Source organism: Candidatus Paracaedibacteraceae bacterium (genome assembly GCA_019636055.1).
Classification (GTDB): domain Bacteria; phylum Pseudomonadota; class Alphaproteobacteria; order Paracaedibacterales; family Paracaedibacteraceae; genus Paracaedibacter.
In genome coordinates, this window is the sequence record JAHBYH010000001.1 from 59,483 (window position 1) to 73,173 (window position 13,691).

Sequence of the window (13,691 nt, forward strand, 5' to 3'; positions counted from 1 at the left end):
GTGAAAGACTAAGCAAAAAATAGAAAAAATAAAAAAAAAGTATTGCATAGTATTTTTTAGCACCTATATCACATTTGTACTAAGAAAGACAGAAAAACTTTCTTAGAATAAAATACTGCGGATTCGAGATCATAACCCTCCGAAACCCTCCCCGAATCTGCAGTCTGGAAGTGGCTCGTCATAATCCCTCCTCCTTGAGAGTCACTTCCCCTCTAAAAATAAAATGGTGATGGAAATATTATAATTCCTCCTCCTTTAACCATCACCTAACTCAAAGCCCTCAGAAAAGAGGGCTTTTTTTATTTAATAACGGTAAAATTTAATTTAGTATAATTAATATTTCTGGAGGTATTTTAATGAAACTACATGTAATTATTGCAATATTTTCTTGCAACATTCTTTCTTATGCACATGACTTAACTCAAATGGTACATGATTCTACTGAAATACCAGAGGTTGCTAAAATTGGTTTAGGCACTCTGAGTTTTTGGTCAGAATTAAGAGAAAAATATCCAGATACAACAGTTATAGTCCCGGAACTCACCGATGAAGCCGCAAAAATAACAGCTGGTGCGAAAGAACAGATTGCTCGTTACTACCCTCTGGCCGATGCTGATTCTTTAACAAAAAAAATTATTCAGGTGTACGATAAATATAAGATTACACCTTATACACTGATGAAGTTTTATGAATTTATAGGCGAGTTATGTTGCGCTGCAAATCTATCTTATGAGAGTTCTTATAATGAAACTCTTGATTTTTGTAAAAAACTCCTAGATTCAGGGTACATTGTAGCCCCTATTTTCCCTGCACCCGGCACAGAAGATTTTGACGGAAAAATTGGGTATGCTGCTATTGTCGTAGGTTTAACTCAAAAGATTTGGCTAGCAGGCCTTTCATTCAAACCCAAAATTAGTGTTAGTGATTATTATATAACAAAACCCGAATATTCATCTCGACTCTACGCACCAACAACCCCTGCAACCCCCAGTCTATTTTGGTGGTATGAAGTAACAGCAGACGCATTCATTTTCATAATCCAACAAAAATTAACGCAAGAAAATACAGACCTTGAGACAATAAAGACTAGGCTAGCAGAATCGCCAACAACCGACACGTTTCAGCTATACTTTGCCCGATTTCGCAGGAATAATATCGGGGGAATCCCTTTTAATTTGCAATAAGATGACTATATATTGTATAGTCGCTATGATAATGCTGTACTGAAAACAATGACAAAAGAAACTATTCAATCCCCCGAGGTTGTCACCTTTGGCTGCCGTTTAAACACCTATGAATCCCAAGTCATGAAAGACTTGGCGATACAGGCTGGCCTCAATAATGCTATCATTATTAATACCTGTGCTGTGACTTCTGAGGCTGAGCGTCAAGCCCGTCAAACCATTCGCAAACTTCGCCGTGAAAACCCACAAGCTGAGATTATTGTCACAGGCTGTGGTGTTCAGATTAGTCCTGAAAAATATGCTGATATGCCAGAGGTTTCTCGTGTCATCGGAAACGATGAGAAAATGCAAGCAGCCAGCTATGCCAAAGACGTCAATCACGAACGCATTCTGGTCAATGATATTATGTCCGTCAAAGAAACGGCAGCGCATCTAATTTCAGGATTTGATGGCAAAGCCCGCGCCTTTGTCCAAATCCAAAATGGATGTGACCATCGTTGTACTTTTTGCACAATCCCTTATGGTCGTGGCAATTCACGCAGTGTTCCTGTTGGCGAGATTGTCAACCAAATCAAAATCCTGATCGAAAACGGTTATCCTGAAATCGCTCTAACCGGTGTCGATATCACAGCTTATGGTGCTGACCTTCCCGGAAAACCAACACTTGGCCAAATGGTGCGCCGTCTCTTGAATCTCGTTCCCGACTTAAAAAGATTAAGATTATCATCTCTAGACCCCGTCGAAATGGATGACGATTTATGGAATCTGATTGCAACAGAACCGCGTCTTTTACCGCATCTCCACATGAGCCTTCAGGCTGGTGATGACATGATTCTAAAGCGCATGAAGCGTCGCCATTTGCGTAATGATGCCATTGGTTTCTGCAAAAAAGCTCGGGAATTACGTCCTGACTGTGTTTTTGGCGTAGATCTGATCGCTGGTTTCCCAACTGAAACCGAAGAGATGTTTCAAAACACTCTCAACATTGTTGAGGATTGCGATCTTACATTCCTGCATGTTTTCCCGTATTCACCCCGCCCCGGAACACCAGCTGCTCGTATGCCTCAAGTTACCTCAAGTACCATCAAAGAACGCGCAGCATTACTCCGAGAAAAAGGCCAACACGCGATTGAGAAACATTTTGCTGCCATGGTTGGAAAAACCGTTAATTTCTTAGTAGAGAATAACGATAACGATCTCCTATCCGGCAAAACCGATCACTTTGCCCCAATCCAAGTCCAAGGTACAGGAAACGTCGCGGATGTCCTAACAGCAAAAATAACGGGCTATACAAAGGATTATTTGGTTGGTGAATTGGTGTAATTCTCCCCTGTATCTCTTCAGGGATTGCCCCCTCGACAACCCCAATATTCTCAGTTATAGTCAATGAATGCTAGCCTTATTATCCCGTCTTAATGCCATTAGTAAATGGCCTTTGTTCCTTGTCACGATTATTTCATCGATTGGCTTTGCTATGTTGTATTCAGCAGCAGACGGCAGTTTCTCACCGTGGGCCTATAAACAAATTATCCGCTTTATTGTTGGATTTCTCATCATGCTGGCAATTGCTTGCACCGATATTCGCACATGGATGTCTGTGGCCTACCCTTTTTATGCTCTATCCTTATTCCTATTAATTGGGGTGGAACTCATGGGGTTTGTTGGCATGGGTGCACAACGCTGGATCGACTTATACTTCATTCAGTTGCAACCGTCTGAACTTATGAAAATCGCTTTAATCATGGCACTCGCACGGTATTTTCACTTATCATCACTAAAAGATACCTATAAAATCAAAAACTTATTTATTCCAATTATATTGATTTTATTCCCGACAATCCTCGTGATGCGACAACCCGATCTTGGGACAGCCATGATTCTCATGATGTCTGGAGCTATCATTTTCTTTACCGCAGGTATCAGGATCTGGAAATTTCTTGTGGTTGGTGGTGGCGTCCTTGCTGCTATCCCTGTATTCTGGAGCATGCTGCATGAATATCAGCGCAAGAGAGTTCTTATTTTCCTTGATCCTGAAAGTGACCCCATGAAGTCAGGCTATCACGTCACTCAATCTAAGATTGCCTTGGGGTCTGGCGGTTGGTTTGGCCAAGGATTCATGCAAGGGTCCCAAAGTCACCTCAGTTTCCTACCTGAAAAACAAACAGACTTTATCTTTACTATGTTCAGTGAAGAATTTGGCTTCATTGGCGGACTTGTCCTCGTTAGCCTTTTTGTCATGTTGTTAGCCTATGGATTCCGCGTGGCCATCGACAGCCGCATGCACTTTGCACGTCTCATTGCTATCGGCATCAATTCAACATTCTTTTTATATGCCTTTATCAATATGTCGATGGTTATGGGAATGCTGCCCGTTGTTGGTGTTCCGCTCCCCCTCGTCTCTTATGGGGGCACAGCTTTATTAACCCTATTAATGGGGCAAGGATTGCTATTATCTGCTAGTCTTTACAACGAATCCAGAACAGGACGAATTTAATGACACACGGCTGGATCATCCTCGACAAACCCGAAGGAATTACATCAACCAAAGCGGGTTCTATTGTTAAACGTTTATTCAAACAAAAGAAGTTGGGGCATGCAGGAACGCTTGACCCCTTTGCCTCAGGTATTCTGCCACTAGCATTGGGCGAGGCAACAAAAGTTATGCCCTATGTCATGAGCGACACCAAAGAGTACGAGTTTGAAATTACGTTTGGTGAAGAACGAGACACAGGCGATCTTGAGGGGCAAACAACAATGACCTGCACGACAATTCCCACAGCGAACCAGATTCGATCAGTTTTACCTCAATTCACGGGACAAATTACTCAGATTCCCCCAAAATACTCCGCCTTAAAGATTAATGGTGAACGGGCTTATGATCTGGCGCGGCGCGGTGAAGTTATTGAGATGAAATCACGTCAAGTGATGATCTACGAACTCGAGTTTATGAAGAGCTATGATAACAAAGCGTATTTACGGGTTTTATGTGGAACTGGTACCTATGTCCGCACTCTTGGTCAAGATATTGCGCGTGCTGTAGGTAGTCTTGGCTACCTGAGCATTCTACGGAGAACAAAAGTAGGCAGATTTTCGTTGAAAGATTCAGTAAAATTGGATATTTTAAAGAATAGCGACTACATAAATCATGTAGACGATTATGTGTTGCCCATTAGGGCCGTTCTGGACGACATCCCGGCGGTTTCTGTATGCGCGCAACAAGCGATGTATATTCGCCAAGGTCGATCAATCGATCTTCTTGGTTTTTCTGGAACAGTTCTTGTTTTAGAAAATGGCATTGAACTTGCCTTGTGCGAGGGAGATGGCAAGGTATTACATCCAAAAAGAGTTTTTAATTTATAAAGAAAAGGAATAGTACGATGTCGATTACAGCAGAACGCAAGCAAGAGCTCATCAAAGACTTTGCAACAAAAGCCGGTGACACAGGTTCCCCTGACATCCAAGTTGCAATTTTGACAGAACGCATTCGCAATCTGACAGGACACATGTCCGATCACAAGAAAGACTTTCACTCTCGTCGCGGTTTGTTGATCATGGTTGGTCAACGTCGCCGCCTTCTTGACTACATCAAGAAGAAAGACGTAAAGCGTTATCAAGATTTGATCGCACGTTTGGGTCTACGTCGCTAAGGCGACACACCACCTCGTCGATGGATGGGGTGGTTTTTTATTAACATGGAGATAAATGGGGAACGCAGTAAGTTATAGTCATTCCATTTAACCTTGATACAGCTAAATTCGTCGCTCATCTAGATTTCTAGGCTTTACTCTTCAGTTAACTGTGTCAAACTTAACTAAAACGACTATAGATTTCGACAATCTACTTCCTCCGTTTTCCGTATCTTCAACATTTAGGAATTATATATGTCTAATTTTTTCTCAATCACAAAGGAAGAACTCGATTTTGGTGGACGCAAGTTAACACTTGAAACAGGTCGTGTTGCTCGTCAAGCCGAAGGATCAGTCCTTGCATCCTATGGTGATACATCTGTTTTGTGTACCGTTGTTGCTGCTAAGAAAGCTGCTCCGGGACAAAGCTTTTTCCCGTTATCTGTTCATTATCAAGAAAAAACTTTTGCTGTTGGCCGCATCCCTGGCGGATACAACAAACGTGAAGGCAAGCCGTCTGAAAAGGAAGTTTTGGCATCTCGTTTGATCGATCGTCCAATTCGCCCCCTCTTCCCCGAAGGTTTCTTTAATGAAGTCCAAGTTGTCTGTACAGTTTTAAGCCACGACTTGGTCAACGAACCAACCATCCCGGCAATGATTGGCGCCTCAGCAGCCTTGGCTTTGTCTGGTGTTCCGTTCATGGGTCCTGTTGCGTGTGCATCCATTGGTTATATTGATGGTGAATATGTTTTGAACCCAACGCTAGAACAATCCGCAGCATCAAAGCTAGACTTGATGGTTGCCGGTACAACCGAAGGCGTTTTGATGGTTGAATCCGAAGCAAAAGAACTTTCAGAAGAAATTATGCTCGGTGCTGTCGACTTTGGCCACAAAGCTTTCCAACCTGTTATCAAAGCTATTCTTAAGCTCAAGAAACAAGCCGGTAAGAAAGATTGGGAAGTAGCCGGTCTTGGTGATGATTATAAAGATCTACACAAGAAAATTAAAAAAGCCGTTGAAAAAGACCTTCAAAAAGCATACTCCATCACTACTAAAGCAGAACGCTATGCCGCCATTGATGCAGCCTACGACAAAGCCGTTGATAAGGTTGGCATTGCTGAAGGTCAAGAACTTAACTTTGATATGGCATTCGAAGCCTTGAAATCAGAAGTTGTTCGTACAGACATTCTTGACAAAGGAAGCCGCGTTGACGGACGCGATCTAAAGACAGTTCGCCCAATCGACGTCCAAGTTGGCGTGTTACCACGCACCCACGGTAGTGCCCTGTTCACCCGTGGTGAAACACAAGCCTTAGTTGTCTCAACTCTTGGAACAGCGCAAGACGAACAAATGATTGATGCGCTAGAAGGTGAATACCGTGAACGCTTTATGCTTCACTATAACTTCCCGCCATATTCCGTTAACGAGACAGGCCGTATGTCTGGCCCGGGTCGTCGTGAAATTGGTCACGGTAAGCTCGCATGGCGCGCAATTCGCCCATTGCTCCCAGCAAAGGATCAATTCCCATATACACTACGGACTGTTTCTGAAATCACAGAATCTAACGGTTCCTCTTCTATGGCGACTGTTTGTGGTACATCCCTTGCTCTTATGGATGCAGGTGTTCCAATGGCTCGCCCTGTTGCAGGGATTGCTATGGGCTTGGTCAAAGAAGGCAAAAAGTTTGCAGTTCTAACAGACATTTTAGGTGACGAAGACCACTTAGGTGATATGGACTTTAAAGTTGCAGGAACATCCGAAGGAATCACAGCCTTGCAAATGGATATTAAAATCACCAGCATCACCTCAGAAATCATGAAGGTTGCGCTTGAACAAGCCCGTGAAGGTCGCGTTCACATCCTTGGTGAAATGGCAAAAGCCTTGTCCGCATCCCGTGAATCTGTCAGTGACCACGCACCACAAATGATTTCCATGCCGGTCAATCGCGATAAAATCCGCGATATTATTGGCCCAGGTGGAAAAACAATTCGTGAAATTTGCGAAGTATCCGGTGCGCGCATCGACATCGATGATGAAGGTGTTGTCAATATCGCAGGATTCGACAGTAAATCTATTGAAACAGCAAAAGCCATGATCCGTAACATCGCTTGTGATCCGGTTGTTGGCGAAGTTTACACAGGTAAAGTTGTTAAGATCATGGAATTTGGTGCATTCGTTAACTTTATGGGCAATCGCGACGGTTTGGTTCATATCAGCGAACTTGCTGCTGAGCGCGTCGGCAAAGTCACAGACATCGTCCAAGTTGGCGACGAAGTCAACGTCAAGGTAGTTGGTTTTGACGACCGCGGTAAAGTTAAGCTCAGCATGAAAGCTCTTCTTCCCGCAAAAGAAGAAAAAGCAGATGTAGCTGCTGAAGCGTAAAACAAGCCTACAAAACAAAAACCCAGATCTTGCATCTGGGTTTTTTAATGGAATATTAACCTATTTGAACTAAAGTCTTTGTATCGTAATTAAAATATTCAGAGGGTGTTATGAAAAAAACATTGGGTCTTATATTCAGTATCGCATTATGGAATAGCACAGCAATAGCAGCAGGATCTGCTTGCCCGGTCTTAAATCTAAAAACATTACCGGCAGCCTCCTGCGCAACTCAGGGATCAGCCTTCAAAACGGGGCCTCTATCACAAATGAGTTATATATCCCAAACGCCTTGCCCTCGTCAAATTGGTATGAGAAAAAAACTCCAAGGAATTTTTAAAGGTAAAAAGGAATATCAAGGCAAAGAAATGAGACGTAATGATGGCGTCGTTGCCTGTGATTATAGACTAACCCCAGAGTGGCAAAAAGTGCTCGCAACAAAAAGCCCAATCTTGAGGTTGACTGCTCCCCTTCAATCAACAGCGCAAATTAATCATCTAGCCCAAGCCGTATGCCCAAAAATAACAAGCGATGATGTCAGTAACGTCGCACAGACAGGTGTTGTATCTGTAATGGAATCAACTCGTAATCAGGATGCTAAATTTACTTTTGAATCAGAACCGTTACAAAAAGCTGGGATTGGTGCAAACCTAAAATCCTTGTTTAGTAGCCATAAAAATCTTTCCGTCCTTCAAGGACAAATGTCTGTCGTTCGACCGTTCACACATTTATGTGAATATCAACATAATACAGGCGGATCACCTGTAAAGCTATTACTCGAAGGGCATCAGGACAATAGGCATATAGCTAGATAATTTTAATTCGGCTACAAAAAAAGGGACGAAGCGTACACTAAGTACGTGAGTGACACTGTTTTGCATAAAGAATCGGCTATAGTCAGCCCAATTGACTTGCTGATACGTAATGTTCTCCTGTTCTTAACCTCATTAAAATCCGTCATTCCCGGCTAGAAATTCTCGGTTTTCAAAGAAAACCGGAAGAGTTTCTTGATCGGGGATCCAGGAAACATACAGAAATGTTGGATCTCCAATCAATCATAGCCGGAGATGACGAACCCCCATACTTTTTGATGTTTTTTTACCTTAAATTAACAAATTTGGTCTATAGTCATAGAACCTATTCAAGATGGAGAAGTTCGTTCATGCAGAACAACATTAAATCAATCCTGTTCACAACCTTGTTGTTATCCACGGCAATAACCTCGCTGAATGCAATGGATCCGGCTTGGGCGTCATCAGCCTCGCATCAGCAAGCGCAGCAAGAAGCACAGTTGCCGCCCATATCTTATGATGATTTTATGGCATTTGTTTTGGCAGGACTTTATTCTGTTAAACTCAATGGGGAAGAAATTGCTACTCAAAGCCACTTTATCTCAGAGGGACTTCAGGGCAACCTTATTGATCTGTCACAAAAGGTACCTGCACTATATATGTACAATCAGCAAACAGTTAAAGAAAAGTTCAAAGTTCAACCAATAACTGGTTTAGTCCGTTTGAATCCTGGTCAAGAGCATAACGGGTACACGGCAGAAGGTAGAGAATGGGTGCAGTTGTATCATATAAACTTCCAAAATCCGTTTACTGATAGCGTATCTGATGAAAATGAACGCTTACAAGCCTTGCCTAATATAGACGGTTTTATGGCTCTGTCTTTCCCCAATACTGATCAGGACTTTTCACCACAGGCTCTGGCGGAGGAACCATTGCGTCTAACCGGACAAAATGTGCCGTTGCCGCTGCCTTCGGGTAGCAAGAAAGACGATTCGCGGATCCATCCGTTCGAAGGTGAGCTTGGGCTGAACACATTCTCAGGTTTCTTGAAGACATTTTTTGTGAAAAATGGTAATGCATTCCCAGAGCTTCGAGTCGAAGACAAAAAATCATTAAGGGATGGTTCAGATGTCATTCTAAAACTCGGTAATTCTGTGGGGGAAGGAATCCCTAACAATTTATTTGTTAGATTACGAGGAACGACGGCATTCCAGAATAGCTATGATATTCATAATCTTTTGCAAAATCCAGAGTATCATATGCCGGGAGATGATCCCGAGGTCCAGTGGGATGAGGCTCGCAAGCAATATTATGTAGATATTCCCGGTTTTGGGAACAGAGGTTATGCTGAAAGAGCTGGTCAAACCATTGGCTGGCCAGCGTTCCGTCAATACATCACTGTTGATGTGAAGGCATCTCCATCCTTTGATATGTTCATGAAAGCACGGAAGCTTGCGAAACAAGTTATGTCTCCTTCTATGGATTTAATCCTAAAAAAGCCAACAACAAATGAGAACAGAGAATCATTACGTAAAACTCTCACTCCCCTTTTAAACGATATTAAATCGGTAAAACTTAATGAACTTGAGAAAACATATGGTCGTTATGACATATTCGAGTGGTTAAAACAAAGAAAAGAAGCAATTGCAATGCGTCTCGAGGCGTTAGGGCCTGTTCCGGCGGAACCTCAGGCGCAGCAACAACCACCGCGCCAAGAACCTCAGGCTGGCCCGGCACCACAAACTCAGCCTCAACAACAAGGTGCATCCGATACCATGCCGGATATCAAAAATAATTATCCAGGGATGACTGTAATTGAGGACGTTTCCGGATTGTGGCAAGCAAAACCTGCTCAGATAACGGATGAGTATAAGAATGCCAGATACCAAAATGCTCAGGTTTTAGAACTCAACGGGAATATGAATTCTGGTGTTTATTATTCTCATTCAATTATTTTTCCTGAAAAAACTGAGGTCTTTAAAGTTAAATTATTCACTTCTAGCCTTTGGCAATCTTTTATATGCTCTTTGTTTGGGAGTCTGGGGAACAGTAATGGAGAAATCAATAATCCTAACTTAAAAGTTCTAGATATCCACGCATTATCTACTTTGAACGATATGCGTTGGGTTGCTCAGTTTATGAATGAACCTGAACAGATACAATATTTCCGGAATAGGAAGACACCATTCATTATCTATAATCACCCTAGTTTTAAGAATAGCCCTGAAAACGAACAAGTCCTGTACTTTGACCCGAGCACCAAGAAATTTAGTTTGATGTCTGTGACTACGTATATGACCCAGTACCGAAATACGATGTCTGGGACAACGCCTCCACAGTCAGGTCCGTCTCAAGAGCAAGCAAGATCTGAACGAGAGAGGTATGATCAAGAACAAGCGAGACGTGCTCAAGAACAGGCACGGCAAGCTCGAGAACGAGCTGAACGAGAGAGGTATGCTCAAGAACAAGCGAGACGTGCTCAAGAACAGGCACGGCAAGCTCGAGAACGAGCTGAACGAGAGAGGTATGCTCAAGAACAAGCGAGACGTGCTCAGGATCAAGCAAGGGCTGAGCGAGAGAGGTATGCTCAAGAACAAGCAAGACGTGCTCAAGAACAGGCACGGCAAGCTCGAGAACGAGCTGAACAGCAAGCAAGAGCTGAACAGGCAAGAGCTAATGCAGACCCTGCACCCGCACAGCAGGTTAATCTGGATGAAGCTCTAAATAAATTAAGCCCATATTTACGGGATGATATGAGGAATTTTACGATTAAGGGTATTAAGAATTCTTTGGCGTTAAAACTTGACCGTACTTCATTCAATGATACTGCCGTTGCTCAGTTCGGCGGCGCTGATGGTTTGCTTATAAAAGATGACGTATGGGCTATCATAGCACAGTTACCTCTTAAATCATTAACAATCGACCAATCAATCCAATTACCTAATGTTCAAGAACAGTATTATACTAGTGTTAATAGTATTTATCCCCCAATATACGAGGTACCACAGGCTATTTTACAGATGAAGACGCTTGAAAATCTCACGATTAATCGGAATGATAATGTGCTATTCCCAGATATTTCGGGATTGCCAAAGCTAAAGATTTTAAAGATAGGATCAAGCTACGAGGACACATCTATTTATCTGCTAAAGAAAAATGTGGATATCTTTATGACTAGATCAACGATGAATAAGGATCTGAACTTCTTAACAATCAAGGGTCCTATACATGGGATAAAGATATTTGGCCTTAAAAATCGGGATGATTTCTATGCTCTGGCTAGCTTTAAACAAAGATATGGACATAATACTTTTGGTATATTTCAGATTGTTGGTTTTGAATAATTGTGATTCCCTTCTTAAATGAAGACTTTTATTTGTCTATACTCTCAACTTAGCTAAAGGTACGGAATTCTCCCTGCGCATCTTCAACTAAGATGAGTATAGAATCCGTCATCCTCGACTAGAAATTCTAAGTTTTCCCCTGAAAACGCTAAGAATTTCTTGATCGAGGATGACGGGCGTGTCTGGTGTTTCTTATATCGAACTCACTTTAAAGATGCGGAATTCTGCAGACATTCCATTTGATAACAAGAAGGTGATTGAAAAATCACCTTTTTTTTATTAAATTATAAGCAAGATTAAATAACCAAGAGAACAAATATGCTAGTCGTTGCCGCCCTTTATCAATTTGCCAAGTTTGGCACCTATCAAGAGACTCAAAAACCCCTCCAAGATTTGTGCGACCAACATGGGGTCAAAGGAACGTTATTATTAGCAGAAGAAGGGATCAATGGGACAATTGCCGGGACTCGCGATGGGATTGATGCTGTTATTGGTTTTATTAAGTCGATTGGAATCTTTAATAATCTAGAATACAAAGAATCCCATGCCGAAGCTATGCCGTTTCACCGCATGAAAGTTCGCTTGAAAAAAGAAATTGTCACCCTGGGTGTACCAGATGTCAGCCCAACCAAAAAAGTTGGTACCTATTTAAATCCGGAACAATGGAATGAAATGATCCAGGATCCGGATGTGATTGTCATCGATACCCGTAATGACTACGAATATCATATGGGAACCTTTAAGGGGGCGCTAAATCCTGATACTCAAACCTTTACGCAATTCCCCAAGTTTGTTCAGGAAAATTGCGATGTCACAAAGCATAAAAAGGTTGCCATGTTCTGCACAGGTGGCATTCGTTGTGAAAAAGCTAGTTCTTACATGTTAGAACAAGGCTTTGAAGAAGTTTATCATCTTAAAGGCGGCATCTTGCAATACTTAGAAGACATGCCAGAGGAAAAATCTTTGTGGGATGGGGAATGCTTTGTGTTTGATGAACGCGTTGGTATTAAGCACGGCCTTGAAATTGGGGAATATGAATCCTGCCGCTCTTGCCGTTTCCCGGTCTCAAAGACAGATCGCATGAATCCAAAGTTCGAAGAAGGTGTCAGTTGCCCCCATTGTTATGATGATTTAACCGACAAAAAACGTGCTCGGGCACGCGCCCGTCATGAACAAGTTCAACTGGCTGAACAACGGGGATACAAACATATTGGACGATAGTCATAAATTACCCCATAAAATTACCCTCTTCACACGATCCTTAAACAAAGGCGGGGCGGAACGACAACTCTTGTATTTAGCACGTGGATTCCAAGAGCTTGGCCATAAAGTTACGGTACTAACACTCTATCCCCCTACCCTAGATTGGTACCCTCATGATGACCTTGACGTTCATCACTTGGGCAAGAAATCCCGCTGGGATATTATCGGATTCATCAAATCCTATTACTTATTCCTCAAACACGAAAAGCCCGATGTTCTGTATAGTTTTCTAACCGTACAAAATGTTATTGCATGCTTGTCAAATCCGTTTATACGAGCCAAAGTTGTGTGCGGTGTTCGAGCCTCTGACATGGACCTATCCCATTATTCTAAGGTTGATAAAATCCTAGATTGGCTGGAAAAAACCCTATTCAGCATCACAAACGTTCGCATCATCTCAAATTCCTATGCCGGTAAAAAATGGATTACAGATCATTATCCATCTCTGATTAGTAAAATTGATGTAATCCACAATGGACTTGACCTTAATACCTGTGTCTATTCTGAAGAAGGTCGATTAAAATACCGATCTCTATGGGACATTCAAGATGATGAAATTCTGATTGGCCATGTCGGACGCTATGATCCCATGAAAGATCACGGAACATTCATTCAGGCAGCAAAACTTGTCTTAGAGCAACTTCCAAAAGCCAGATTTGTTTGTTGGGGACATGGCTCGTCTGACTATACCAATCAAATCAAAGCACAAGCTGAACAGTTAAATGTCCCTATCATCTGGCATACAGAATCGAACAATCCCTGTTACAGTGCGTTTGATATCTATTGCTCCTCCTCAGCCTTTGGCGAAGGGCACAGCAATACCCTAACCGAAGCTATGGCCTTTGGCATCCCCTGTGTTGCAACGGATGTAGGAGATGCTCAGTATATTCTAGGCACCTTTGGCAGTGCCGTTCCAAAGTCCAATCCACAAGCTCTTGCCACTGAAATAGTTAACAAAATCTCAGCTGCGCCCAAAGAAATAAATACAAATCAAATCAATTGGATAAAAAATAAATTTGGTATAAAATCCCTTGTAAATTCAACTTTAGATAAAATTAGGTAAAATTTTATTTACCTTAATTAACGCTGTATTTTACCCTAAAA

Annotated in this window: 10 protein-coding genes; all 10 read left to right on the forward strand. The window is 42.2% G+C overall.

Annotated elements, in window-relative coordinates:
• Window positions 1-356: 356 nt before the first annotated feature.
• The 10 genes from KF820_00310 to KF820_00355 all read left to right on the forward strand — a co-directional run bounded on the left by KF820_00310 (window position 357) and on the right by KF820_00355 (window position 13,650).
• On the forward strand, window positions 357-1,184 hold the full coding sequence (locus KF820_00310; GenBank protein MBX3456790.1) for a hypothetical protein: 828 nt from the start codon (window positions 357-359) through the stop codon (window positions 1,182-1,184).
• Between the two features lie 48 nt (window positions 1,185-1,232).
• Window positions 1,233-2,507 (forward strand): tRNA (N(6)-L-threonylcarbamoyladenosine(37)-C(2))-methylthiotransferase MtaB, encoded by a 1,275-nt coding sequence (mtaB, locus tag KF820_00315; protein ID MBX3456791.1) that lies wholly within the window; start codon window positions 1,233-1,235, stop codon window positions 2,505-2,507.
• A gap of 67 nt (window positions 2,508-2,574) precedes the next feature.
• Window positions 2,575-3,678 (forward strand): rod shape-determining protein RodA, encoded by a 1,104-nt coding sequence (rodA, locus tag KF820_00320; GenBank protein MBX3456792.1) that lies wholly within the window; start codon window positions 2,575-2,577, stop codon window positions 3,676-3,678.
• On the forward strand, window positions 3,678-4,544 hold the full coding sequence (gene truB / locus KF820_00325; GenBank protein MBX3456793.1) for a tRNA pseudouridine(55) synthase TruB: 867 nt from the start codon (window positions 3,678-3,680) through the stop codon (window positions 4,542-4,544). The genes rodA and truB overlap by 1 nt, the downstream gene beginning before the upstream one ends.
• 17 nt (window positions 4,545-4,561) lie before the next feature.
• Window positions 4,562-4,831, forward strand: coding sequence for a 30S ribosomal protein S15 (gene rpsO, locus KF820_00330; protein MBX3456794.1), 270 nt, complete (start codon window positions 4,562-4,564; stop codon window positions 4,829-4,831).
• Window positions 4,832-5,065: 234 nt separating this feature from the next.
• Complete coding sequence (pnp, locus tag KF820_00335; GenBank protein ID MBX3456795.1) at window positions 5,066-7,192, forward strand: polyribonucleotide nucleotidyltransferase; 2,127 nt, start codon at window positions 5,066-5,068, stop codon at window positions 7,190-7,192.
• Between the two features lie 110 nt (window positions 7,193-7,302).
• Window positions 7,303-8,004 (forward strand): hypothetical protein, encoded by a 702-nt coding sequence (locus KF820_00340; protein ID MBX3456796.1) that lies wholly within the window; start codon window positions 7,303-7,305, stop codon window positions 8,002-8,004.
• Window positions 8,005-8,351: 347 nt separating this feature from the next.
• The gene (locus tag KF820_00345) at window positions 8,352-11,324 is read left to right on the forward strand and encodes a hypothetical protein (GenBank protein ID MBX3456797.1); all 2,973 of its coding nucleotides are present in this window, start codon (window positions 8,352-8,354) and stop codon (window positions 11,322-11,324) included.
• A gap of 318 nt (window positions 11,325-11,642) precedes the next feature.
• Entirely contained in the window at window positions 11,643-12,545 is a 903-nt protein-coding gene (locus tag KF820_00350) for a rhodanese-related sulfurtransferase (GenBank protein MBX3456798.1), read from the forward strand.
• Entirely contained in the window at window positions 12,493-13,650 is a 1,158-nt protein-coding gene (locus KF820_00355) for a glycosyltransferase (GenBank protein MBX3456799.1), read from the forward strand. Before KF820_00350 ends, KF820_00355 begins: the two co-directional genes overlap by 53 nt.
• Window positions 13,651-13,691: the final 41 nt, after the last annotated feature.

Bases quoted from the DNA above. Each gene is read 5' to 3' on its own strand.
- KF820_00310 (MBX3456790.1), top strand. From the start codon at position 357: ATGAAACTACATGTAATTATTGCAATATTTTCTTGCAACATTCTTTCT.
- mtaB (MBX3456791.1), top strand. From the start codon at position 1,233: ATGACAAAAGAAACTATTCAATCCCCCGAGGTTGTCACCTTTGGCTGC.
- rodA (MBX3456792.1), top strand. From the start codon at position 2,575: ATGCTAGCCTTATTATCCCGTCTTAATGCCATTAGTAAATGGCCTTTG.
- truB (MBX3456793.1), top strand. From the start codon at position 3,678: ATGACACACGGCTGGATCATCCTCGACAAACCCGAAGGAATTACATCA.
- rpsO (MBX3456794.1), top strand. From the start codon at position 4,562: ATGTCGATTACAGCAGAACGCAAGCAAGAGCTCATCAAAGACTTTGCA.
- pnp (MBX3456795.1), top strand. From the start codon at position 5,066: ATGTCTAATTTTTTCTCAATCACAAAGGAAGAACTCGATTTTGGTGGA.
- KF820_00340 (MBX3456796.1), top strand. From the start codon at position 7,303: ATGAAAAAAACATTGGGTCTTATATTCAGTATCGCATTATGGAATAGC.
- KF820_00345 (MBX3456797.1), top strand. From the start codon at position 8,352: ATGCAGAACAACATTAAATCAATCCTGTTCACAACCTTGTTGTTATCC.
- KF820_00350 (MBX3456798.1), top strand. From the start codon at position 11,643: ATGCTAGTCGTTGCCGCCCTTTATCAATTTGCCAAGTTTGGCACCTAT.
- KF820_00355 (MBX3456799.1), top strand. From the start codon at position 12,493: ATGAACAAGTTCAACTGGCTGAACAACGGGGATACAAACATATTGGAC.